This window comes from Stutzerimonas sp. CXK-1 (assembly GCF_057738225.1).
In genome coordinates, this window is record NZ_CM173217.1 from 1,912,307 (window position 1) to 1,935,328 (window position 23,022).

Annotated in this window: 18 protein-coding genes; 10 read left to right on the forward strand and 8 right to left on the reverse strand. The window is 61.1% G+C overall.

Features of this window, described 5'->3' with window-relative positions; all coding sequences use genetic code 11:
- The first annotated feature begins 67 nt into the window (after positions 1–67).
- The gene (locus AC0KXH_RS09050; protein ID WP_488224534.1) at positions 68–1,177 is read left to right on the forward strand and encodes an acyltransferase family protein; all 1,110 of its coding nucleotides are present in this window, start codon (positions 68–70) and stop codon (positions 1,175–1,177) included.
- A gap of 3 nt (positions 1,178–1,180) precedes the next feature.
- Here AC0KXH_RS09050 and AC0KXH_RS09055 read toward each other — a convergent pair whose 3' ends face one another.
- On the reverse strand, positions 1,181–1,510 hold the full coding sequence (locus tag AC0KXH_RS09055) for a DUF5629 family protein (RefSeq protein ID WP_488224535.1): 330 nt from the start codon (positions 1,508–1,510) through the stop codon (positions 1,181–1,183).
- Positions 1,507–5,199 carry a methionine synthase gene (gene metH, locus AC0KXH_RS09060; RefSeq protein ID WP_488224536.1) on the reverse strand — a complete coding sequence of 1,231 codons (3,693 nt, stop codon included), beginning with the start codon at positions 5,197–5,199 and terminating at the stop codon, positions 1,507–1,509. The genes AC0KXH_RS09055 and metH overlap by 4 nt, the downstream gene beginning before the upstream one ends.
- Positions 5,200–5,364: 165 nt before the next feature.
- Between metH and AC0KXH_RS09065 the strand changes: the two genes are divergently transcribed.
- On the forward strand, positions 5,365–7,638 hold the full coding sequence (locus AC0KXH_RS09065; RefSeq protein ID WP_312762151.1) for a fatty acid cis/trans isomerase: 2,274 nt from the start codon (positions 5,365–5,367) through the stop codon (positions 7,636–7,638).
- A 95-nt stretch (positions 7,639–7,733) separates the two neighbouring features.
- Positions 7,734–8,318, forward strand: a complete 585-nt coding sequence (nfuA, locus tag AC0KXH_RS09070; protein WP_041105633.1) for a Fe-S biogenesis protein NfuA — start codon at positions 7,734–7,736, stop codon at positions 8,316–8,318.
- 56 nt (positions 8,319–8,374) lie between these two features.
- Here the strand turns inward: nfuA and AC0KXH_RS09075 are convergent, their stop codons facing one another.
- The 6 genes from AC0KXH_RS09075 to AC0KXH_RS09100 form a co-directional block, all read right to left on the reverse strand.
- A complete protein-coding gene (locus tag AC0KXH_RS09075; protein WP_488224537.1) occupies positions 8,375–9,466 on the reverse strand; it encodes a DNA topoisomerase IB in 1,092 nt (363 codons plus the stop codon).
- A gap of 32 nt (positions 9,467–9,498) precedes the next feature.
- Positions 9,499–9,663 (reverse strand): hypothetical protein, encoded by a 165-nt coding sequence (locus AC0KXH_RS09080; RefSeq protein WP_165563479.1) that lies wholly within the window; start codon positions 9,661–9,663, stop codon positions 9,499–9,501.
- Positions 9,664–9,760: 97 nt separating this feature from the next.
- On the reverse strand, positions 9,761–10,453 hold the full coding sequence (locus AC0KXH_RS09085) for a DUF421 domain-containing protein (RefSeq protein ID WP_043220030.1): 693 nt from the start codon (positions 10,451–10,453) through the stop codon (positions 9,761–9,763).
- A 63-nt stretch (positions 10,454–10,516) separates the two neighbouring features.
- Positions 10,517–10,798 (reverse strand): hypothetical protein, encoded by a 282-nt coding sequence (locus AC0KXH_RS09090; protein ID WP_043220032.1) that lies wholly within the window; start codon positions 10,796–10,798, stop codon positions 10,517–10,519.
- Between the two features lie 129 nt (positions 10,799–10,927).
- Entirely contained in the window at positions 10,928–11,197 is a 270-nt protein-coding gene (locus AC0KXH_RS09095; RefSeq protein ID WP_041105629.1) for a hypothetical protein, read from the reverse strand.
- A gap of 340 nt (positions 11,198–11,537) precedes the next feature.
- Positions 11,538–13,172: a methyl-accepting chemotaxis protein gene (locus tag AC0KXH_RS09100; RefSeq protein ID WP_488224600.1), complete on the reverse strand. Its 1,635-nt coding sequence runs from the start codon at positions 13,170–13,172 to the stop codon at positions 11,538–11,540.
- Between the two features lie 270 nt (positions 13,173–13,442).
- Here AC0KXH_RS09100 and AC0KXH_RS09105 point away from each other — a divergent pair, with 270 nt between their 5' ends.
- The 7 genes from AC0KXH_RS09105 (at position 13,443) to AC0KXH_RS09135 (ending at position 22,954) form a co-directional block, all read left to right on the forward strand.
- Complete coding sequence (locus AC0KXH_RS09105) at positions 13,443–14,273, forward strand: undecaprenyl-diphosphate phosphatase (RefSeq protein ID WP_043220038.1); 831 nt, start codon at positions 13,443–13,445, stop codon at positions 14,271–14,273.
- Between the two features lie 281 nt (positions 14,274–14,554).
- On the forward strand, positions 14,555–15,865 hold the full coding sequence (tig, locus tag AC0KXH_RS09110) for a trigger factor (protein ID WP_312380313.1): 1,311 nt from the start codon (positions 14,555–14,557) through the stop codon (positions 15,863–15,865).
- Between the two features lie 89 nt (positions 15,866–15,954).
- Positions 15,955–16,593, forward strand: a complete 639-nt coding sequence (gene clpP / locus AC0KXH_RS09115; protein ID WP_041105625.1) for an ATP-dependent Clp endopeptidase proteolytic subunit ClpP — start codon at positions 15,955–15,957, stop codon at positions 16,591–16,593.
- A gap of 99 nt (positions 16,594–16,692) precedes the next feature.
- A complete protein-coding gene (gene clpX / locus AC0KXH_RS09120) occupies positions 16,693–17,973 on the forward strand; it encodes an ATP-dependent Clp protease ATP-binding subunit ClpX (RefSeq protein WP_043220042.1) in 1,281 nt (426 codons plus the stop codon).
- A gap of 128 nt (positions 17,974–18,101) precedes the next feature.
- Entirely contained in the window at positions 18,102–20,498 is a 2,397-nt protein-coding gene (gene lon / locus AC0KXH_RS09125; protein WP_043220045.1) for an endopeptidase La, read from the forward strand.
- Between the two features lie 132 nt (positions 20,499–20,630).
- The gene (gene hupB, locus AC0KXH_RS09130; RefSeq protein ID WP_003282502.1) at positions 20,631–20,903 is read left to right on the forward strand and encodes a nucleoid-associated protein HU-beta; all 273 of its coding nucleotides are present in this window, start codon (positions 20,631–20,633) and stop codon (positions 20,901–20,903) included.
- Between the two features lie 197 nt (positions 20,904–21,100).
- Positions 21,101–22,954, forward strand: coding sequence for a SurA N-terminal domain-containing protein (locus tag AC0KXH_RS09135; RefSeq protein ID WP_488224538.1), 1,854 nt, complete (start codon positions 21,101–21,103; stop codon positions 22,952–22,954).
- Positions 22,955–23,022: the final 68 nt, after the last annotated feature.

Genomic DNA, 23,022 nt, shown 5'->3' on the forward strand with positions numbered 1-23,022 from the left:
CGGCCCGGTCTGCAGCTACGACGTGCGAGCGATGTATCGCCGACCGGAGAAGACGTACGGAATCTGCATGACCGAGGCCGACAACCCGCAGCACCCGCATCAGGCGCAGGCAAAGAACCGCAACATTCAGTTTCTACGTGGGCTGGCTATCGTCCTGGTGTTGTTTGCCCATGGCTCGGTGATGTTGGTCGGCGAGCAGGCACAAGGTTGGGACAGGCTCATGCAGCACGTCCTGCCCGGCGTCGGCGTGGATCTGTTCTTCATCATCTCGGGCTTTCTGATGGGCGCGACCTTCCTGCGCAAACAGGACGGCTTCGAGCTGCGCGCGGTGTACCGCTTCTATTGCAAGCGAATCCGCCGTGTACTGGCGCCGACCTGGTTCTGGGCGGCGACAGTGCTGCTGTTGGCGCTGGTGGAGCAGGGGAGCGGCATTGGCCCTTACGGGTTCGACCTGCTGATCGGCGTTGCTACGAGCGCCGCTTTCTTCATGGCCAATGTCTTCAACGGCCTGCACGAGTCCGACTTCGGCTATTTCTGGTCCATCGCGCTCGAGGTCCAGTTCTACCTGTTCTTTCCGCTGTTGCTGACATTGCGGCGCTTCTTCTGGCCGGCGATTGCCGCAATCATCCTGTGGTTCAGCGTCGCCAACCCCTTCGAGCCGGCGTGGCTGTTCAGGGTCAATGGGCTGTTCATCGGGCTGGCGCTCTGGAAGCTCTCGACGCTTGCCGCGTTCGATGAGGTGCAGGCGCAGATCCGTTCGCTTGGCACCGGCCGCAAGGCGCTCGTCGCGCTGATTGCCGTGTTAGCCGCCGCGGTTCTGGGCAGCAGCCTCGAGCCGTTGGAGTCTTTCCGCTGGACGGCGGTGGCACTGATTCTGGCGCTGTGTTTCACGCTTGTGGCGTTCTCGGAGGACGTGGTGTTCGGCGTCCTGTCGCGACCGCTGGAGGCGATCGGCAACGTTTCGTTCTCGCTTTACCTGTGCCATATCCCGGTCTGGCTGCTGACCATGGCCTATGCCGGGCACCTGCCGACGCTTACCCGTGTTCCGCTGTGCCTGGGGTTGTCGCTGTTGGCGGCCTGGTTGAGCTTTCGCTACATCGAGCAGCCGCTGACCAGCCCGGCGCAGCCGAAGGCTTCGCCCGCGCCGGCGGCCTGCGTCGAAACAGGCCGCCGGTGAGGTTCAGGCATCGCCTTCGGCGCTGTACGCCGCCTGACAGCGCAGGCGATGCACCGGCTCCGGGCCGAGCAGCCAGCTGCCGTCGGCTTGCGGCTGCGCCTCCATCACGGTGTTGTAGCTGAACGCCCAGCGCCGTTTCTGCCGGCCATCGACGCATTCGATTTCGACCACCGTCTCGTCGCTTTCGAATGGCTCGCCGGCTTCGGCTGCCGCCTCGGCGCGGTCGAGCAGGGCTTCGTTTAGCGAGAACGACCAGGCATGCAGCCCGTCGATCTCCAGCATGTCGGTCTGTTCGAGTTCGTCGAGCAGATAGCGGGTCACGGCGTCATTCATGCGTCGTAGCCCAGGTTCGGCATCAGCCAGCGCTCGCTGATGGCCTGCTCCTGGCCCTTGCGCTGGCTATAGCTCTCGACCTGATCCTTGTCGATCTTGCCGACGGCAAAGTACTGCGCCTCGGGATGGGCGAAGTACCAGCCGCTGACCGCCGCGGTGGGCAGCATGGCGTAGTGCTCGGTGAGGGTGACCTGGCTGATGCCGTCGGCATCCAGCAGCTGGAACAGCGTGCCCTTCTCGGTGTGGTCCGGGCAGGCCGGGTAACCGGGGGCAGGGCGGATGCCCTTGTACTGCTCGCGGATCAGTTCCTCGTTGCTCAGCTGCTCATCCGGCGCATAGCCCCAGTAGTGCTTGCGCACCTGCTCATGCAGCCATTCGGCACAGGCCTCGGCGAGGCGGTCGGCCAATGCCTTGACCATGATCGAGTTGTAGTCGTCGCCCTTGTCCTGATAGGCCTTGGCCAGCTCCTCGGCACCGATGCCTGCGGTGCAGATGAAACCGCCCACATAGTCGGTGATGCCGGTGCTCTTCGGAGCGACGAAGTCAGCCAGCGACAGGTTCGGCTTGGCGTCCGGCTTGATGGTCTGCTGGCGCAGGTGGTGCAGGGTGGCCAGCTTCTCGCCGTTGTCACCGTACACTTCCAGGTCGTCGTCCTGGACCTGGTTGGCCGGCCAGAAGCCGAACACGGCACGGGCGCGGATCAGCTTCTCGTCGATCAGCTTTTTCAGCATGGCCTGGGCGTCGTTGAACAGCGAGGTGGCCGCTTCGCCAACCACTTCGTCCTCGAGAATGCGCGGGTACTTGCCGGCCAGGTCCCAGGCGATGAAGAAAGGCGTCCAGTCGATGTAGTCGACCAGGGTCCGCAGATCGATGTCTTCCAGCACCTGGCGGCCGGTGAAGCTCGGTTTGACCGGGGCGTAGCCGCTCCAGTCGAACGGCGGCTTGTTGGCGATGGCATCGAGGTAGCTCAGGCGTTCGGTGCGCGCACTGCGGTTGGCGGTGCGCTCGCGGATCATCGCGTACTCTTCGCGGGTCTTGTCGACGAACGCCGGCTTGAGTTCCTTCGACAGCAGAGTGGTGGCCACGCCGACTGCACGCGAGGCATCGGTGACATAGACCACTGCATCGTTGCTGTACTGCGGGTCGATCTTCACCGCGGTGTGCGCCTTGGAGGTGGTGGCGCCGCCGATCATCAGCGGCAGGCTGAAGCCCTGGCGCTGCATTTCCTTGGCCACGTGGACCATCTCGTCCAGCGACGGGGTGATCAGCCCGGACAGGCCGATGATGTCGCACTTCTCGGCGATGGCGGTCTGCAGGATCTTCTCGGCCGGCACCATCACGCCCATGTCGACCACGTCGTAGCCGTTGCAGCCGAGCACCACGCCGACGATGTTCTTGCCGATGTCGTGCACGTCGCCCTTGACGGTTGCCATGAGGATCTTGCCCTTGGCTTCCGGCTTGTCACCCTTTTCCGCTTCGATGAAGGGGATCAGGTGCGCCACGGCCTGCTTCATCACGCGGGCGGACTTGACCACCTGGGGCAGGAACATCTTGCCGGCGCCGAACAGATCGCCCACCACGTTCATGCCGGCCATCAGCGGGCCTTCGATCACCTCGATGGGGCGTGCGCACTGCTGGCGGCACTCCTCGGTGTCCTCCACGATAAAGGCGGTGATGCCCTTGACCAGCGCGTGCTCGAGGCGCTTGTCCACCGGCAGATTGCGCCATTCCTCGGTCTCGGCTTCCTTGACCGAGCCATCGCCCTTGTACTTGTCGGCGATTTCCAGCAGCGCCTCGGTGCCGCCGGCGCTGCGGTTGAGCACGACGTCCTCGACCGCGTCGCGCAGCTCCTTCGGAATCTCGTCATAGATCTCCAATTGGCCGGCGTTGACGATGCCCATGGTCAGGCCCGCCTTGATCGCATGGAACAAGAACACCGAGTGGATCGCTTCGCGCACCGGGTTGTTGCCGCGGAAGGAGAACGACACGTTGGACACGCCGCCCGAGGTCAGCGCGTAGGGCAGGTGGTCGCGTATGTAGGCGCAGGCGTCGATGAAGTCGACCGCGTAGTTGTTGTGCTCTTCGATGCCGGTGGCGATGGCGAAAATGTTCGGGTCGAAGATGATGTCTTCCGGCGGGAAGCCCACCTCGTTGACCAGGATGTCGTAGCTGCGCTGGCAGATTTCGCGCTTGCGTGCAGCGGTATCGGCCTGGCCGGCTTCGTCGAAGGCCATCACCACCACGGCGGCGCCGTAGCGCTTGCACAGGTGGGCGTGGTGCTTGAACTGCTCGACACCTTCCTTCATGGAGATGGAGTTGACGATGCCCTTGCCCTGGATGCACTTGAGGCCCGCCTCGATCACTTCCCACTTGGAGGAGTCGATCATGATCGGCACGCGGGAGATGTCCGGCTCGCCGGCGATCAGGTTGAGGAAGGTGACCATGGCCGCCTTCGAATCCAGCATGCCCTCGTCCATGTTGATGTCGATCACCTGGGCGCCGGCTTCCACCTGCTGCAGGGCGACCTCCAGCGCCTCGGTGTAGTTCTCCTCGCGGATCAGGCGGGCGAACTTGGCGGAACCTGTGATGTTGGTGCGCTCGCCGACGTTGACGAACAGCGAGCTGCGGTCGATGGTGAAGGGCTCCAGGCCCGAGAGCCGGCAGGCCTTGGGAATATCCGGAATCACGCGCGGCGGGTACTTGGTCACCGCTTCGGCAATCGCCTGGATGTGCGCCGGTGTGGTACCGCAGCAGCCGCCGATGATGTTGAGAAAGCCCGACGCGGCGAACTCCTCGACCACCGCGGCCATTTCTGCCGGGCTTTCGTCGTACTCACCGAAGGCGTTGGGCAGGCCGGCGTTGGGGTGGGCGGACACATGGGTGTCGGCCTTGGTCGCCAGCTCCTCCAGATAGGGGCGCAGGTCCTTGGCGCCCAGGGCGCAGTTCAGGCCCACGGAGATCGGCTTGGCATGACGCACCGAGTTCCAGAACGCCTCGGTGGTCTGGCCGGACAGCGTGCGGCCGGAGGCGTCGGTGATGGTGCCGGAGATCATGATCGGCAGCTCGACGCCATCTTCCTCGAATACCTGCTGCACGGCGAAGATCGCCGCCTTGGCGTTCAGCGTGTCGAAGATCGTTTCGATCAGGATCAGGTCGGCGCCGCCCTCGATCAGGCCGCGGGTGGCCTCGGTGTAGTTCTCCACCAGCAGGTCGAAGGTGACGTTGCGGTAGCCGGGGTTGTTGACGTCCGGGGAGATGGAGCAGGTGCGGCTGGTCGGGCCGAGCACGCCGGCGACGAAACGCGGGCGATCCGGCGTCTCGGCGGTCTTGGCGTCGGCCACTTCCCGGGCCAGGCGCGCACCTTCCACGTTCAGCTCGTAGACCAGTTCTTCCATGCCGTAGTCGGCCTGGGAGACCCGGGTGGCATTGAAGGTGTTGGTTTCCAGAATGTCGGCGCCGGCATCGAGATAGGCCTTCTCGATGGCCTGGATGACGTCCGGGCGGGAGAGCAGCAACAGGTCGTTGTTGCCCTTCACGTCGCTCGGCCAGTCAGCGAAACGCTCGCCGCGGTAGTCGGACTCTTCCAGCTTGTAGCTCTGGATCATGGTGCCCATGCCGCCGTCGAGGATCAGGATGCGGTCCTGGAGGGCTTGCTGGAGGGCCTGAAGGCGGGCGGCGCGGTCGGACATTTGGACTACCTGGGTAAAGCCTGGACAAAAGGACGCAAATCATAGCAAAGCTGTACGTTTTTTTAGCCGCTGCGTCTTTCGAATGAATCCTGCTCATGTTCAGAAGGCTCGCCGCTCGCTCGAGCGGAGGCCTACAATGCCGCTTCACTTTCTGGATGGCCTGTCATGCCCTTACGTTTCTGGCTGCTTTGCCTCTGTCTGCTCAGCGGCGTGGCGCATGCCGAAGTGCTTTCCTATCAGCGCGACATTCAGCCGATCTTTACCGCCAAGTGCGTGGCCTGCCATGCCTGCTACGACTCTCCGTGCCAGCTGAACCTGGGCAGCGCCGAGGGTGCACAGCGCGGTGCCAGCAAGCAGCCGGTGTACGACGGAACTCGACGCAGAGCGCAGCAGCCGACACGGCTGTTCTTCGATGCACACGACGAAGCCGGCTGGCGCCGCAAGGACTTCATCTCGGTGCTGGACGGGCAGGGCGCACAGGCGGCGCTGATGATGCGTATGCTCAAGCTCGGTCGCAGCCAGCCGCTGGTGCCAAACGCGAAGCTTCCACCGGGCATGGACGTCAGCATCCGGCGCGAGAACAGCTGCCCAACCCCGGGCGAGTTCGATGCCTACGCCAAGCGGACCCTGCATGGGGGCATGCCGTTCGCCGTGACGGGTTTGACGGACGGTGAATATGGCACGCTACGACGGTGGCTGCAGCAGGGCGCGCCGATCGATGTCGCCGACATGCCAGTCGAGCCCGCCGAGCGGGTGCAGATCGAGCGATGGGAAGCGCTGCTCAACGGAGGGGACAACCGCCAGCGCCTGGTGGCGCGCTGGCTTTACGAACATCTCTTCCTTGCCCATCTGTACTTCGAAAACTCGACGGGTAAGCGGTTCTATCAGCTGGTGCGCTCACGCAGCCCATCGGGGGCGCCGGTCGATGTAATTGCCAGCCGTCGGCCGAACGATGACCCGGGCACCCAGTTCTTCTACAGGCTGCGGCCTATCACTGATGTGATCGTGCACAAGACGCACATCACCTATGCGCTGAGCGATCGCAAGCTCGCCCGGGTTCGCGAGCTTTTTCTCGACGATAGCTGGGCGCTTGCGCAGCTGCCTGGGTATGGTGCCGGGCACCGGGCCAACCCGTTCCTGGCATTCGCAGCGATTCCGGTCCGTGCGCGCTACCAGTTCATGCTCGATGACGCCGAGTATTTCGTGCGCACCTTTATCCGTGGCCCGGTATGCCGCGGGCAGATCGCGACCGATGTGATCCGCGACAACTTCTGGGTGTTCTTCCAGGCCCCGGAGCATGACCTCTATGTGACCGACGAGAGCTTTCGCGAGCGCACGACACCCTTGCTTGCAATGCCCGGGCAGTTCGACGAACTGGGTGACCTGCTGGCGTTCTGGAATACCTACCGCGGCAAGCGCAATCGCTACGAGGAGCTTCGGCGTGACGCTTACGCCGCGCATCCGGCTCAGTGGACGGATATCTGGCAGGGCAACGACAACGCGCTGCTGTCGATCTTCCGCCAGCACGATAGCGCTTCGGTACGCAAAGGCCTGATCGGCGCGGTACCCCAGACGATGTGGTGGATGGATTACCCCTTGCTGGAGCGGACCTACTATCAGCTGGTGGTGAACTTCGATGTATTCGGCAACGTTTCGCATCAGGGGCAGACGCGGCTGTATTTCGATCTCATCCGAAACGGTGCAGAGCTGAACTTTCTCCGTTTGCTGCCGGCGCCAGCACGCCAGGCAATTCTGGACGATTGGTATCAGCAAGGAGGCCAGCTCAAGCTCAAGCTCGCCTACACGCGTGTCGACACGGCGACCGCAACCGGCCTGACGATCGCCGCGGCCAAGCCCAGAGAGGACTTCGCCCACCAGCTTCTCGCACGCTATGCGGCGATCAACGCTCGCCCCGATCCGATCAATCGATGCGAGGCGGGGCATTGTCATCGCGCTGGGCTGACAGCTGAACTGGCGGCGGCGGAGCAGTCGCTCAGCCGCCTGAGTGGACGGCCCGGGGCAGGTATGGCGGTCATCGGCCAGCTGCCCGAGGCGACGCTGATTCGCGTGCAGTTGGCCGATGGGCGCCGAGAGATCTACAGCCTGTTGCGCAACCGGGCGCACAGCAACGTCGCCTTCATGTTCGGCGAGGAGCTGCGCTATCAACCACAGCTGGATACGCTGACCGTCTACCCGGGCATCCTGAGCAGCTACCCGAATTTCATGTTCGCCGTACGTGCGGGCGAAGTGTCCGCGTTCGTCCAGGCCATGGAGCGCGTGCGCTCGGCTGCGGAGTTCGATCAAGTCGTCGAGCGTTGGGGCGTTCGCCGCAGCCATCCTGAATTCTGGACGTACTTTCACGATCTCTCCGCGTACCTGCAGGAGACCGAGCCGCGAGAGGCCGGCGTGCTGGACATGAATCGCTACGAGAATCTCTGATCGGAGAAGCGCCGGATCTAATCCGACCAATTTACTAGGACTTTATCGCTGCCCTGGCTTGGCGTACACTGCCGGCATCATTGCGAGGAGTCACCATGAGCGCGATCACCATTACCGAAGCTGCACACGATTACCTGGCTGGTCTGCTGGAAAAGCAGAACACGCCGGGCATCGGCATCCGCGTCTTCATCACCCAGCCGGGCACGCCGTACGCCGAGACCTGCATCGCCTACTGCAAGCCGGGCGAGCAGAAGCCGGACGATGTCGCCATTGGCCTCAAGAGCTTTACTGCCTGGATCGACAGCGTCAGCGAGCCGTTCCTCGAGGATGCCCTGGTGGACTACGCGACCGATCGCATGGGCGGCCAGCTGACGATCAAGGCGCCGAATGCCAAGGTGCCGATGGTCAACGAGGACAGCCCGCTCAACGAGCGCATCAACTATTACCTGCAAACCGAAATCAACCCAGGCCTGGCCAGTCATGGCGGGCAGGTCATGTTGATCGATGTCGTCGAGGAAGGCATCGCGGTGCTGCAGTTCGGTGGTGGTTGCCAAGGCTGCGGGCAGGCGGACGTGACCTTGAAAGAGGGTATCGAGAAAACGCTGTTGGCGCGTATTCCTGAACTCAAGGGCGTTCGTGACGTTACCGATCACACCAATCGCGAAAACGCCTACTACTGATCGGCCGCGGCGGGAAGGGGCGTCTTGCTGTGGTGCTCCTGGCCCGCCGCTTCACCTCAAGCCGAGCTGGCATAGCGCTGCAGGAAATGGATCAGCCCCACTTCTTCGGCGCTCAGCCACTTGCGGCGCCGAGCTGCGCGCAGCTCGGCCAATTCGCCGCGCAGAAAAGCCTCGATGACTTCGGGGTGCACATAGCACTGCCTGCAGATGGCTGGTGTGTTGCCCAGCAATGATGAGATCTCCCGGATCGCCTCGACCAGCGTTCGGCGTGCCTGAGCTTCTGGCTGCCACGGCTGGCGTCGCAGGCGAGCCAGAGCCTGCGCGCTGCCAGCCCAGGTGCGGTAATCCTTGGCTGTGAAGCTCTGGCCGGTTGATTGTCTGAGATAGTCGTTGACGTCCCCGGAGCTGACAGTGTGCCGTTGCCCCTGGTCATCCAGGTATTGAAACAGGTGCTGTCCTGGCAGCTCCATGCAGCGGCGCATCAGTCGGGCGAGGCGGCGGTCCCGCAGAGTGACCTCGTGCTCGATGCCGCTCTTGCCGCGAAAGCTGAAGCGTATGGCGCTGCCCCGAATGCTGACGTGGCGGTTGCGTAGCGTTGTGAGGCCGTAGGAGCGGCTGTCGCGGGCGTAGCGGGCATTGCCAACGCGAATCAGCGTCGATTCGAGCAGGCGTATCACCAGCGCCATCACCTTTTCGCGCGGCAGGCCAGGGAGCCCGATGTCCCGCTCCAGGCGTGCCCGAAGCCCAGGCAGCGCCTGGCCGAACTGCAGCATCCGCTGGTACTTGCCATGATCGCGAACTTCTCGCCAGCGTGGGTGATAGCGGTATTGCTTGCGGCCCCGAGCATCCCGGCCGGTGGCTTGCAAATGGCCATGGGGGTCGGCACAGATCCAGACGTCCCGATATGCCGGTGGAATGGCGAGCTTGTTGATTCGCTCGACCTCGGAAGCGTCCCTGATGCGCTTGCCATCAGCGGCGAGATAGATGTACTTGCCTCGCGACAGCTTTCGCCGAATTCCAGGCTGGCTATCGTCCGAATAATGCAGTTCGGGCGGCAGGTCGGGGCATAGCGGTGTGTCGGTGTCGTCGATTTCGTCGATTGAGACGGGCCTGGCACCATCAGCGATGGGAGGGGTTTGGATGTCCATGCACGTTGGCCCAGGTCGTCCCGGTTGCTTCCTTAGTCTTCACGTTCCTGGCTGTTGCGCATGAGCAGCTGGATCGCCGCGACGAGCTCGTCGATCGCTTCGCGATACAGTGCCGGCTTGCCCTCGGTTTCCGCCTGGTCGGCGTGCTTGCGGGCGGTCTCGAGATGGTCGTTGATCGAGGAATAGTCACCTAGCATGGGCGATCTCCGGGTTGGGTGCGTGTCTGGGCGGCAATCGCTGCTGCCCCATCCCTATAGCTGACCAGAGCTCCGCGTTACGGTTCGGCCCCGGCGGTCAGCGTGTTCGTTGCGATGCCAGTGCCTTGGACCAGGTCGGATTGCCGCAACGGTGGCATGCCATCGCCTGGTCGGTGTCGATTACCTGGGGAAAACCGCAGTGGGTGCAGGCATAGAGGTCGCTGGCCGGCACATGTCGGTAAGTCGGCCTGTGCTCGGGCGGGAGCACCGAAAGGCCTGGGCGTACTTCTTCGGGACTGTGAAAGTACAGGCTGACTTCGCCATCGGTTTCCAGAATCGCCAATCGTACCTGGCCGAGGTGCTCGACCCCTTGCTGGCGCAGCTCCATGAAGAACTCATCGGCGGATATCTGGTGGCTGTCGAGGTTGCGCAGGTCGTAGATACCGTCACGGATGATGGTGAGCGGCTTGCCTTCGAGCCAGGCGCCAAAGCGCGGGCTTCTGGTCATCAGGGCTACGGTCAGGCGATAGAGGCATAGCAGCGTGATGAACACCGCCGCGACGGGCAACAGTGGGACGTCTTCATAAAACGACACGTCCCCTGCAGCCGAGCCCAGCGTCAGAATGATCACCAGCTCGAATACCGATAGCTGGCGTATACCACGCCGGCCGCTCACCTTCAGGAACACGAATACCGCTATGAAGGCGAACAGCGCTCTTACCGCCACCTCCAGAAGGAACAGGGGAGGGAACTGGTCCAGCAGCATGCGCTGCAGTTCGAGGGGTGTCATCTCAGCGATCGGCCCAAGAGGTCTCGTTTCCCACGAGACGGGGTCACTCGGTGTGGCGCGCCTCTAGCGGACAGCGGCCACCTGGAACTCCAGCTCTATGCCATCGCCGGTGCCATCTCCCACCACCGAGCCCACCACAGGTTTGTGACGGACGTTACGGCCCGGGTAGGCTTCTTCCAGATGCCGCTCGGCAACCTCGGCAATGTGGTTGAGCAACCCCGTGGTTTGTGCGGCGCGGGGCACGATGAACTTCAGGGTGACGGTAAGGGCGTCGGAATCTTGCGGCAGGTTCGCCAGGCCGCTGCTTTGCCATTGATCGTTGACGTAGGCTTCTGCGCCTTTCATCGGAACCTCCTGGTTTGCATGCACGCTCTGTTCAGACCGCAAGAGCCCACCAAGGATTCCAGCGCATACAAAGCAAAAGGCCCGAGGCGGTTGCCGTCAGGCCTTTCTGCACTGAACGCGGTTGCCGCTTTAGGCCGGCATATGCCACTCGGAGAAATGCGCTCCGTTCTGGCTCAGGCGTTCGCGCGTTTGTTCCAGGGTTTGCTCAAGCTGGGCCGGGTTGCTGTAGACGCTGCTGGACATCTTGCAGCGGCCGAGCACGCGAGCATCGCGGCGGTCGATCACGCTGATGCTGACTTCGCCGTTGCCTTCGGGCAGGGTCCAGGCAACACACTGGAAGGGCTTGAAAGCGCGGTCGGTAATGAGGAGGGCGTCGTTGATGCGAAGGGTAGCGTTCATAGGGCAAGGTCTCTCTGAATTCGGTGCGGATATTGGGTTGCCGCCAGTGATTTCGGTGCCATGGCGTTGGCCTTATCCAAATGATGCGCTCAGAGGACCCATGAGTCACATCGGAATTCAAAAAAAACTCCGTTCGTTTCAATTAGCCAAAAGTCTTAGTTCGACGGTGCCTCGTCAGTACGCTGTTTCTTTTGTCTAAGCGACTGAATATAAAGGGATTTGTTTATTTGACGCTCGGGCGCTTCGCCAGCTGTCGCCTTGCCATGCGACAACGCGCCGCAAAGCAAGGAGCCCAGGCTGGAAGCTGCGGCTTGGCGTCGGGGCACCAAGCCGAAAGGGGTCAGATCTTGAACTGCTGCAGGATGTTGTTCAGCCGGTCGGCAAGTTCACCGAGATGCTTGCCGGCTTCGCTCGATTGCTCGGCAGCGTCGGTGCTGTGCTGCGCCAGGCTGGCGGCCTGGGTAACGTTCTGATTGATGTCTTCGACCACGTGCGACTGTTGCAGGGTGGCGCTGGCAATCGAGGCGTTGAGGCCCGAGATGTTGCGCAATGCCTGCGCAATCTGTCCAAGGCTTTCACCGGCCTGGCTGGCCTGCTCGACGGTTGCCTGCGAAGCCCGGTTGCTTTCCATGATGACGTTGACGGCGGCGCCGGAGTTCTTTTGCAGGCGTTCGATCATGGTATGGATCTCAGCCGTGGATTGCTGGGTCCGCTGCGCCAGCAAGCGCACCTCGTCAGCCACTACCGCGAAGCCGCGACCCTGTTCGCCGGCACGGGCCGCCTCGATGGCTGCGTTCAGCGCCAGCAGGTTGGTCTGATCGGCAATCGAGCCAATGACGTCGAGCACGCTGCCGATCTTGCTGGTTTCGTCGGCCAGCGACTGAATGACCTCGACTGCCTGCGCGATGGTCGAAGACAGCTGATCGATCTGTTGCAGGCTGGTCTCGATATTCTGCTGGCCATGCCCGGCCTGGCCCTCGGCGTCGCCGACTTCGTTGGAAGCGTGCTCGGCGTTCTTGGCTACTTCCTGCACTGCATAGGTGACTTCGTTGATGGCTGTGGCGACCAGCTCCATCTGCTGCAGTTGTTGCTGGCTTTGCTCATAGGCCTCGCGGGACACGCTGCCCAGCGTGCGCGAAGACTGAGCCAGTGACTCGGCGGTTTCGAGCAGTTGGCCGATGACGCTGCGCAACTTGCGCGTGAATGCGTTGAAATCCCGGCCAAGGGCGGTCAGCTCGTCACTGCCGGAGACATCCAGCTCATGAGTAAGATCCGCTTCGCCACTGGCGATGTTGGCCATTGCTGCCATGGAATTGCGCAGAGGCGCCGTGATGCTGCGGATGAGGATGGCCACCAGCACAGCCATCAGCGCGGCGATAGCGAGGCCGATGATGGAGAAGCGCGTCAGGTAGTTGCGGAACTCCGCTTCGACATCGTCAACGTAGATGCCTGAACCGATGATCCAGCCCCATGGCTTGAACAATTGGACATACGAAACCTTGGGAACCGGCTGTTCTTCGCCAGGTTTGGCCCACATATAGTCAACGGTGCCTGCGCCGTTGCGCTTGGCGACCGCAACCATTTCGTTGAATAACGCTTTGCCGTTCGGGTCCTTGATGCCGGAGAGGTTCTGCCCGTCGAGCTTGGGCTGCATCGGATGCATGATCATGGTCGGCCCCAGATCATTGATCCAGAAATAGTCGCTCTGGCGGTAGCGCAGTGTACGGACCTGTTCCAGTGCAGCGCGCTGTGCCTGTTCGGTCGTCATCTGGCCGCCGGTTTCCAGGCGATGGTAGTGGTCGAAGATACCCGCGGCTGTTTCCACCACGTTTCGGGTCATCTCCTGCTTGCCCTTGTAGAGGTCCTCGCGAACCTGCTGGATCATGAGCATGCCCAACACGAAGAGCATCAGCGTCGCGACGACGGGTATGAGCCAAAGCCTTTTACTGATGGGGTACTTGCGCAACAGATTCATTTGGTTACTCCCAGTGCAGCTTTCGATTTCTTGTAATGGCAACGGCCGACCTTTCCGGAATCGGGTGTATCCGGAGGCGCTTCTTCGAGCAGGCCGTTTGCAAACTCCCAATAGCTTTTCGGCTGCCCCTGGCTAAAAATGAGCCCCCACTAAAGTCGAGGGTGGAATTAACTTGTCCGCCGTCGGTCAGATCAGCGGCCTGGCCAAGCGCTAGGCGCCTTCCTTTTGTTGTTTTCGAGTGCGATGGGCTTCATCGCTGATGGGGAATAGATGGATCTTTGGCTTGCGGTACAAGCGCTGATACTCGGTGTCGTAGAAGGCATCACTGAATTTCTTCCAATCTCCAGCACTGGCCACCAGATCATCGTTGCCGACCTGATCGGTTTTGGCGGCGAGCGGGCGATTGCTTTCAATATCATCATCCAGCTGGCCGCGATTCTCGCGGTCGTCTGGCAGTATCGAGACAGGGTGCTGGGCGTGATAGTTGGGTTGCCCAAGGAACGTCCGGCTCAGAATTTCACGCTCAACCTGCTGGTGGCCTTCATTCCCGCGGCTGTGCTGGGGGTCGCATTCGCCGACCTGATCCACGAATACCTGTTCAACCCCATCACCGTCGCCACGGCACTGGTCATCGGTGGGGTGATCATGCTCTGGGCTGAGCGACGCGACCACAGCGTCCAGGCCGAGACTGTCGACGACATGAACTGGAAGCTGGCATTGAAGGTGGGTTTCGCGCAGTGCCTGGCGCTGGTACCGGGCACATCCCGTTCCGGCTCGACCATCATCGGAGGCTTGCTATTTGGCCTGTCCCGCAAGGCGGCAACCGAGTTCTCGTTCTTCCTGGCCATGCCGACAATGGTCGGAGCGGCGGTTTATTCCGGCTACAAGTATCGCGATCTGTTCCAGCCGTCCGATCTGCCCGTATTTGCAATCGGTTTCGTCACATCGTTCGTGTTCGCGATGCTCGCCGTCCGGGCTCTGCTCAAGTTCATCGGCAATCACAGCTATGCCACATTCGCCTGGTACCGGATCGTCTTCGGCATCGTGATTCTTGCGACCTGGCAGTTCGGCATCATCGATTGGAGCACCGCTCAAGGCTGACTGACCATGCGGGCCTTTTCGTGTAGCAGAAGCCCTGCCAGATAGGCGGGGCTTTTTCATGTTTCGTTTTGGGGCAACCGCCGCTCTACGCTCGCACGGATATGCCTGTTCGGCCGCTTCCAGGCCGCCCGGATTGCTCAGCCAAGCCGTGTGCGGCATGCGGCTGCTGCGTTCGGGGCGGCTCATTCTGCCGGGGTGACTTCTGTCTATCGAGCCACTAGAATGCTTGCCCATTCTGGGGCCGGAACGCCCGGCTTATGTCTGTGCAACGAGGAAAATCCATGCAAGTTTCTGTTGAAAGCACCTCCGCTCTTGAGCGCCGCATGACCATTGGCGTGCCGGTCGAGCGCATCGAGACCGAAGTCAACAAGCGTCTGCAACAGACCGCCAGTCGTGCCAAGATCCCAGGCTTCCGTCCCGGCAAGGTGCCGATGAGCGTCATCCGCCAGCGCTATGAAGCCGCTGCGCGTCAGGAAATCCTCGGAGACCTCATTCAGGCGACCTTCTACGAAGCCATCGTCGCCGAGAAGCTGAATCCGGCCGGCGCTCCGTCCGTCGAGCCCAAGGTGTTCGAGAAGGGCAAGGATCTTGAGTATGTTGCTACCTTCGAGGTGTTTCCGGAGTTCGAGGTCGCCGGTCTGGACAAGATCGAGGTCGAGCGCCTGCAGGCGGACGTCACCGATGCCGACGTCGACAATATGCTGGACATCCTGCGCAAGCAGAACACCCGTTACGAAACGACTGACCGCGCTGCCGAGAACGGCGATCAGGTGAATATCGATTTCGTGGGCAAGATCGATGGCGAAGCGTTCGCAGGCGGCTCCGCCAAAGGGACTCAGCTGGTGCTGGGCTCCGGTCGCATGATTCCTGGCTTCGAGGACGCTCTGGTGGGCGCGAAGGCGGGTGAAGAGCGCGTCATCAACCCGACTTTCCCTGAGGATTACCAGAACCTCGATCTGGCCGGCAAGACCGCTGAGTTCACCGTGACGGTCAACAGTGTGGCGGCTGCTCAGTTGCCGGAGCTGAACGACGAATTCTTCGCTCAGTTCGGTGTGCAGGAAGGCGGGCTTGAAGGCTTCCGTGCCGAAGTGAAGAAGAACATGGAGCGTGAGCTGCGCCAGGCCATCAAGAACAAGGTGAAGAACCAAGTGATGGAAGGCCTGGTGGCCAACAATCCGATCGAAGTGCCCAAGGCGCTGATCGATAACGAAGTGAATCGTCTGCGCGTCCAGGCCGTCCAGCAGTTCGGTGGCAACATCAAGCCCGATCAGCTGCCGGCTGAACTTTTTGCGGAGCAGGCCAAGCGTCGCGTGCTGCTGGGTCTGATCGTGGCTGAAGTGGTCAAGCAGAAAGAGCTCAAGCCGGACGAGAATCGCGTTCGCGAACTGATCGAGGAAATGGCCTCGGCCTATCAGGAGCCCGAGCAGGTGGTGGCCTGGTACTACAAGAACGCTGAGCAGTTGAACGAAGTGCGTTCGGTTGTGCTCGAAGAGCAAGTTGTAGATACTGTTCTGCAGCAGGCCAAGGTCACCGACAAGACGGTGTCCTATGAAGAAGCGGTCAAGCCTGCGGAAGCCCCGCAAGCCGCCTGATCTCTTCCATTTTCTCGAGTGCACAAACATAAGCCAGCCTCGTGCTGGCTTATGTGTTTGAGGCATGACATAGGGAGTATCGTTGGAACATGTCCCGCAATTCTTTCATGCAGGCTCCGGATGTTCAGGCCGCAGGTGGTCTGGTCCCGATGGTTATCGAGCAGTCCGCTCGTGGCGAACGCGCCTATGACATCTATTCCCGACTTCTCAAGGAGCGGGTGATTTTCATGGTGGGGCAGGTCGAGGACTACATGGCCAACCTCATTGTCGCTCAGCTGCTTTTTCTCGAGGCGGAAAACCCGGAGAAGGACATCCACCTGTACATCAATTCCCCCGGCGGATCGGTGACAGCAGGCATGTCCATCTACGACACCATGCAGTTCATCAAGCCTGATGTCTCGACCATCTGTATCGGTCAGGCCTGCAGCATGGGTGCACTGCTGCTCGCCGGCGGCGCAGCGGGCAAGCGTTACTGCCTGCCTCACTCGCGCATGATGATTCACCAGCCACTGGGCGGATTCCAGGGGCAGGCGTCGGACATCGAAATCCACGCGCGCGAGATCCTGACGATCCGCGAGAGGCTGAACAAAGTGCTGGCTCAGCATACCGGGCAGCCCATCGACGTCATTGCGCGTGACACCGATCGTGACAATTTCATGAGCGGTGACGAGGCCGTGAAGTACGGCCTGATCGATCAGGTCCTGACCCACCGTCAGCTGGCGGTCTGATCTGCATGGCCGTCGGTTCGACGGCCTTCCCTTGGGCTTGAAAAAGCCCACGATTGCCTTCATCTTCTTTTTCCAAGCTTTCCCGATTGGATCGATCGAATGACTGATACCCGCAACGGCGAGGATTCCGGCAAACTGCTTTATTGCTCCTTCTGTGGCAAAAGCCAGCATGAAGTGCGCAAGTTGATTGCCGGTCCCTCCGTTTTCATCTGCGACGAGTGCGTCGACCTGTGCAATGACATCATTCGTGAAGAGGTCCAGGAAGCACAGGCCGAGAGCAGCTCGCACAAGCTCCCTGCGCCTAAGGAAATCAGCGGCATTCTCGACCAGTACGTCATTGGTCAGGAGCGTGCCAAGAAGATCCTGGCGGTGGCTGTCTACAACCACTACAAGCGGCTCAACCAGCGTGACCGTAAGGAAGAGGTCGAACTGGGCAAGAGCAACATCTTGCTGATCGGCCCGACCGGTTCGGGCAAGACCCTGCTCGCGGAGACGCTGGCACGCCTGCTCAACGTGCCGTTCACGATCGCCGATGCCACGACGCTGACCGAGGCCGGTTACGTGGGCGAGGACGTCGAGAACATCATTCAGAAGCTGCTGCAGAAGTGCGATTACGATGTCGAGAAGGCTCAGATGGGCATTGTCTACATCGATGAGATAGACAAGATCTCGCGCAAGTCGGATAACCCTTCGATCACTCGCGACGTGTCGGGCGAGGGGGTGCAGCAGGCGCTGCTCAAGTTGATCGAGGGAACCGTGGCCTCCGTTCCTCCGCAAGGAGGGCGCAAGCATCCACAGCAGGAGTTTCTGCAGGTGGACACGCGCAACATCCTGTTCATCTGTGGCGGCGCCTTCGCCGGATTGGAGAAGGTCATCCAGGCGCGCTCCACGCAGGGCGGGATAGGCTTCAGTGCCGAGGTGCGCAGCAAGGACCCGGGCAAGAAGGTCGGAGAAGCGCTTCGTGCAGTTGAGCCTGACGATCTGGTCAAGTTCGGCCTGATCCCGGAGTTCGTCGGTCGCCTACCGGTGATCGCGACGCTGGACGAACTCGACGAACCGGCCCTGATTCAGATTCTCACCGAGCCGAAGAATGCGCTGACCAAGCAGTATGCCAAGCTGTTCGAACTCGAGGGGGTTGAGCTGGAATTCCGCACGGACGCGCTCAAGGCCATCGCAGCGCGGGCTTTGGAGCGCAAGACGGGTGCGCGTGGTTTGCGTTCGATTCTCGAGGGCGTATTGCTGGATACCATGTACGAGATTCCGTCTCAGAAGGATGTCAGCAAGGTTGTCATCGATGAGAGTGTGATCGAGGGCACGTCCAAGCCCTTGCTGATCTACGAGAACAGCGAGCCGCCTGCCAAGGCTGCGCCTGAGGCGTAAAGAGCGAAGGGGCCCTCGGGCCCCTTTGCATTTATTGCCTTCTTGTTTTTTAACGGGCGTGCCCCCATCTTAGTTTTCATGGGTGCGCCCGTCCGTTTACCGCCGCAAGGCCGTCGTAGAGCTGAATTATGAAGACAATCGTCGAACTGCCCCTCTTGCCCCTGCGCGATGTCGTGGTTTATCCGCATATGGTCATTCCGCTTTTCGTGGGCCGCGAGAAGTCCATCGAGGCTCTGGAGTCCGCCATGGCCGGCGACAAGCAGATCCTGCTCGTGGCGCAACGGAACCCGGCCGACGACGATCCAGCCGAAGACGCCCTGTATCGCGTCGGTACGGTCGCTACCGTATTGCAGTTACTGAAATTGCCTGACGGCACCGTAAAGGTGTTGGTCGAGGGCGAGCAGCGCGGTGCAATCGAAAGCTTTTTCGAGGTTGAGGAACACTGCCGTGCCAAGGTCAGCCTCATTGAAGAGGCGGAAGTCGATGAGCGCGAGGCGGAAGTCTTCACCCGCAGCCTGCTCAGTCAATTCGAACAGTATGTGCAATTGGGTAAAAAGGTACCGGCCGAAGTGCTTTCCTCGCTGACCGGAATCGAAGATCCGTCGCGTCTGGTCGACACCATGGCCGCCCATATGGCCTTGAAGATCGAGCAGAAGCAGGAAATTCTCGAGGTCACCGAGCTGCCGGCGCGGGTAGAGCATGTCTTGGCTCTGCTGGACGCGGAAATAGACCTGCTGCAAGTCGAGAAGCGTATCCGCGGGCGCGTCAAGAAGCAGATGGAGCGTAGCCAGCGCGAGTACTACCTCAACGAGCAGATGAAGGCGATCCAGAAGGAGCTCGGTGACCTCGACGAGGGCCACAACGAGATCGATGACCTGAAAAAGCGCATCGAGAACGCGGGGCTGAGCAAGGACGCCTACGCCAAGGCGCAAGCCGAACTCAACAAGCTCAAGCAGATGTCGCCAATGTCCGCGGAAGCCACTGTGGTGCGGACGTACATCGACTGGTTGGTCAATGTGCCCTGGAAGGCTGCGAGCAAGGTGCGTCTCGATCTGGCCAAGGCCGAGCAGGTGCTCGACGCTGACCATTATGGCCTCGAAGAGGTCAAGGATCGCATCCTCGAATATCTCGCTGTGCAGAAGCGCGTCAAGAAACTGAAGGGGCCGGTCCTGTGCCTGGTCGGCCCGCCTGGGGTGGGTAAGACCTCGCTGGCCGAGTCGATCGCTCGTTCGACCAATCGCAAGTTCGTTCGCATGGCCCTGGGTGGTGTGCGTGACGAGGCCGAGATTCGCGGCCATCGGCGCACCTATATCGGCTCGATGCCAGGACGTCTTATCCAGAAGATGACCAAGGTCGGCGTACGCAACCCGCTGTTCCTACTCGATGAAATCGACAAGATGGCCAGCGACATGCGCGGTGACCCTGCCTCGGCACTGCTCGAGGTGCTGGACCCCGAGCAGAACCACAATTTCAACGACCATTATCTGGAGGTCGACTACGACCTTTCGGACGTCATGTTCATCTGCACGGCGAACTCGATGAACATCCCTGCGCCGCTTCTTGATCGGATGGAGGTCATTCGTCTGCCCGGCTATACGGAAGACGAGAAGGTCAACATCGCCATTCGCTATCTGGTTCCCAAGCAGGTCAAGGCGAATGGGTTGAAGGAAAGCGAACTGGCGTTCCAGGAGCAGAGCATACGCGACGTCATTCGCTACTACACACGCGAGGCCGGTGTGCGGAGCCTCGAGCGTCAGCTGGCGAAGGTATGCCGCAAGGTGGTCAAGGAGCATGCGGCGGAAAAGCGCTTCCACGTGACGGTTACACCTGATTCGCTCGAACACTTCCTCGGCGTGCGCAAGTTCCGCTATGGGCTCGCCGAGCAGCAGGATCAGATTGGTCAGGTTACTGGTCTGGCCTGGACCCAGGTGGGTGGCGAGCTGCTGACCATCGAAGCGGCCGTCGTCCCTGGCAAGGGTCGGCTGACCAAGACTGGCTCGCTCGGCGAAGTCATGGGCGAGTCGATTACCGCCGCACTCACGGTAGTGCGAAGCCGCGCGCGCAGCCTGGGTATCGCGCCGGACTTCCATGAGAAGCAGGATATCCATATCCACGTGCCCGAAGGGGCCACGCCGAAGGATGGACCTAGCGCCGGCATTGGCATGTGTACGGCACTGGTTTCTGCACTGACGCAGATTCCTGTGCGTGCCGATGTTGCCATGACCGGAGAGATCACCTTGCGTGGTCAGGTGCTCGCTATCGGTGGGCTGAAGGAGAAATTGCTCGCGGCTCACAGGGGCGGAATCAAGACGGTCATCATCCCCGAAGAAAATCAACGTGATCTGAAAGAGATTCCTGAAAATATTAAGCAGGACCTGCAGATTAAACCGGTAAAGTGGATTGACGAGGTCCTGCAAATTGCGCTGCAATACGCGCCGGAGCCCTTGCCCGATGCGGCTCCCGAGATAGTTGCAACGGAAGACAAGCGCGAGTCTGATTCCAAGGAGCGAATCAGCACGCATTAGGCGGAGCGGCTGATTGACACTATCGTGTGCCCCATTCATGAGCCGGCCCCTGGTGTCATAAGCCATTCCTGCATAGCTTTGCTTGCACCCAAAAATTAAAGATACGACTCAACAGAAATAAGGGGACTTAGAGTGAACAAGTCGGAACTGATCGATGCTATCGCTGCATCTGCTGATATTCCAAAAGCTGTTGCTGGCCGCGCGCTGGATGCAGTGATCGAGTCTGTCACCGGCGCCCTGAAGGCTGGTGACTCTGTCGTGCTGGTCGGTTTCGGCACTTTCGCCGTCAAAGAGCGCGCCGCACGTACTGGCCGCAACCCGCAGACTGGCAAGCCGATCAACATCGCTGCCGCCAAGATCCCGGGTTTCAAAGCTGGCAAGGCTCTGAAAGACGCTGTCAACTAAGCGTTTTCGATCCCGTCGAGGCCTATTGGGCTTCGACTGGGGCGGAGAGGCGTACAGGCCTGGCCTGTAACGCCAAGGCTTGGGGAACGTCATCCGCTCCAAAGCTCCGAGAAGGCGCATCCCAGGATGCGCCTTTCGTTTATCTGGTTATCACCGACGTCACGTAAGGCACCACGTGGCTGCTCCTCGGGGGATGCATGCTTCAGAACATCAGGGACAACTCTCAGGGGTTGATCGCCAAGACCATCATCGGCGTCATCGTTGTGCTGCTGGCGTTGACCGGTTTCGACGCGATCTTCAATGCTGCAGGGAACAAGCAGAACGTTGCCGAGGTGAATGGTGATCCCATTTCCCGCTACGACCTCGAGCAGGCCGTCAACATGCAACGTCACCAGCTTGCGCAGCAGCTGGGGCGTGATTTCGATGCATCCATGCTCGACGACAAGTTGCTGCGTGAAGCAGCACTGAACGGGCTCGTCGACCGCATGCTGCTGCTTCACGCGGCGCGCGAGGCCGATTTCGCCTTCTCCACGCAGGCGCTTGACCAGCTCATTCTGCAGACGCCGGAATTCCAGGTCGATGGCAAGTTCGATGCGGCGCGCTTTGACCAGGTCATCCAGCAGATGGGCTATTCTCGTCTGCAGTTCCGCCAGTTGCTTGAGCAGGAAATGCTGATCGGTCAGCTGCGTGCAGGCATTTCGGGCACCGGTTTCGTGACGGACCAGCAGGTCGATAACTTTGCGCGGCTCGAAATGCAGACCCGCGACTTCGATGCGCTGACTGTTCCAGCGGCTACCGATGCCGTCCAGGTGACGGACGAGGAGATACAGGCCCATTACCAAGAGCATTCCGATCGTTACCGTTCGCCGGAGCAGGTCGTCCTCGAGTACGTCGAGCTCAGCAAGGATGCCTTCTTCGATCAGGTCGAAGTCGATGAAAAAGCTTTGCAGGCGCTCTATGAAAAGCAGGTCGCCAACCTGGCGGAGCAGCGTCGTGCCGCACATATCTTGATCGAGACCGGCGAGCTGTCCGATGAGCAGGCCAAGGCCAAGCTCGAAGAGGTCGCCAAGCGCCTGCAGGCCGGAGAATCGTTTGCGGATCTCGCCAAGGAGTTCTCGCAGGATCCTGGTTCGGCAAGCGAGGGCGGCGACCTTGGGTACGCGGGTCCTGGCGTCTACGATCCGGCGTTCGAGGAGGCGCTCTACGCCCTGCAGGAGGGCGAGGTTTCGCAGCCGGTGAAGACCGAGTTCGGCTGGCACCTGATCAAGTTGCTCGGCGTGCAATCGCCTGAGGTGCCGACGCTGGAAAGCATGAAGCCGCAGCTGATGCGCGAGCTCAAGGCCCAGCAGGTCGAACAGCGTTTTGTCGAAGCATCCAAACAGCTCGAGGATTCTGCATTCGAATCGTCGGATCTGGCGCAGCCGGCCCAGGAGCTTGGGTTGAAGGTCGAAACCACCCCGGCATTCGGTCGTGAGGGTGGTGAGGGCATTGCAGCGAACCGCCAGGTTCTACAGGCCGCGTTCAGCGACGAGGTATTGGTCGATGGCGCCAACAGCGCGTTGATCGAACTGGATCCGGATACGGTCGTCGTGGTGCGAGTCAAGCAGCACATGCAGCCTGAGCAGCGCCCTCTGGATGAGGTGCGTGAGAGCATCGTCGAGCAGCTGCGCAAGCAGAAAGCAGCGGAGCAGGCACGCCAGAATGGCGAGGCGATGTTGGCGAAGCTGCGCGAAGGTGGCCAGGTCGACGGTAAGTGGGAGACCCACGAAGCCGCAACCCGTGCGCAGGATGGCATCTCCCCGGCCGTGCTGCAGACCGTATTCCGCATGCCGCGTCCCGCTGAAGACGGTAGCCCGACGTTTGCGGGCCAGTCGCTGGATAATGGAGATTACGTGGTCTTGCGTCTGAAGGGCGTCAATGAGCCCGAGCAGGCCCTGTCGGACGAAGAGCGCCGCAACTATCGACGCTTCCTTGCTTCGCGTATCGGTCAGCAGGACTTCGAATCGTTCCGCAAGAAGGAACAGGCTGAGGCCGAAATCGAGCGCTTCTGATTCCAGGTCTGGTCAACGTCATCTCCGTTGCTCGCTGAACGGAGATGGCTCCGGCGGGGGAGTGGGCG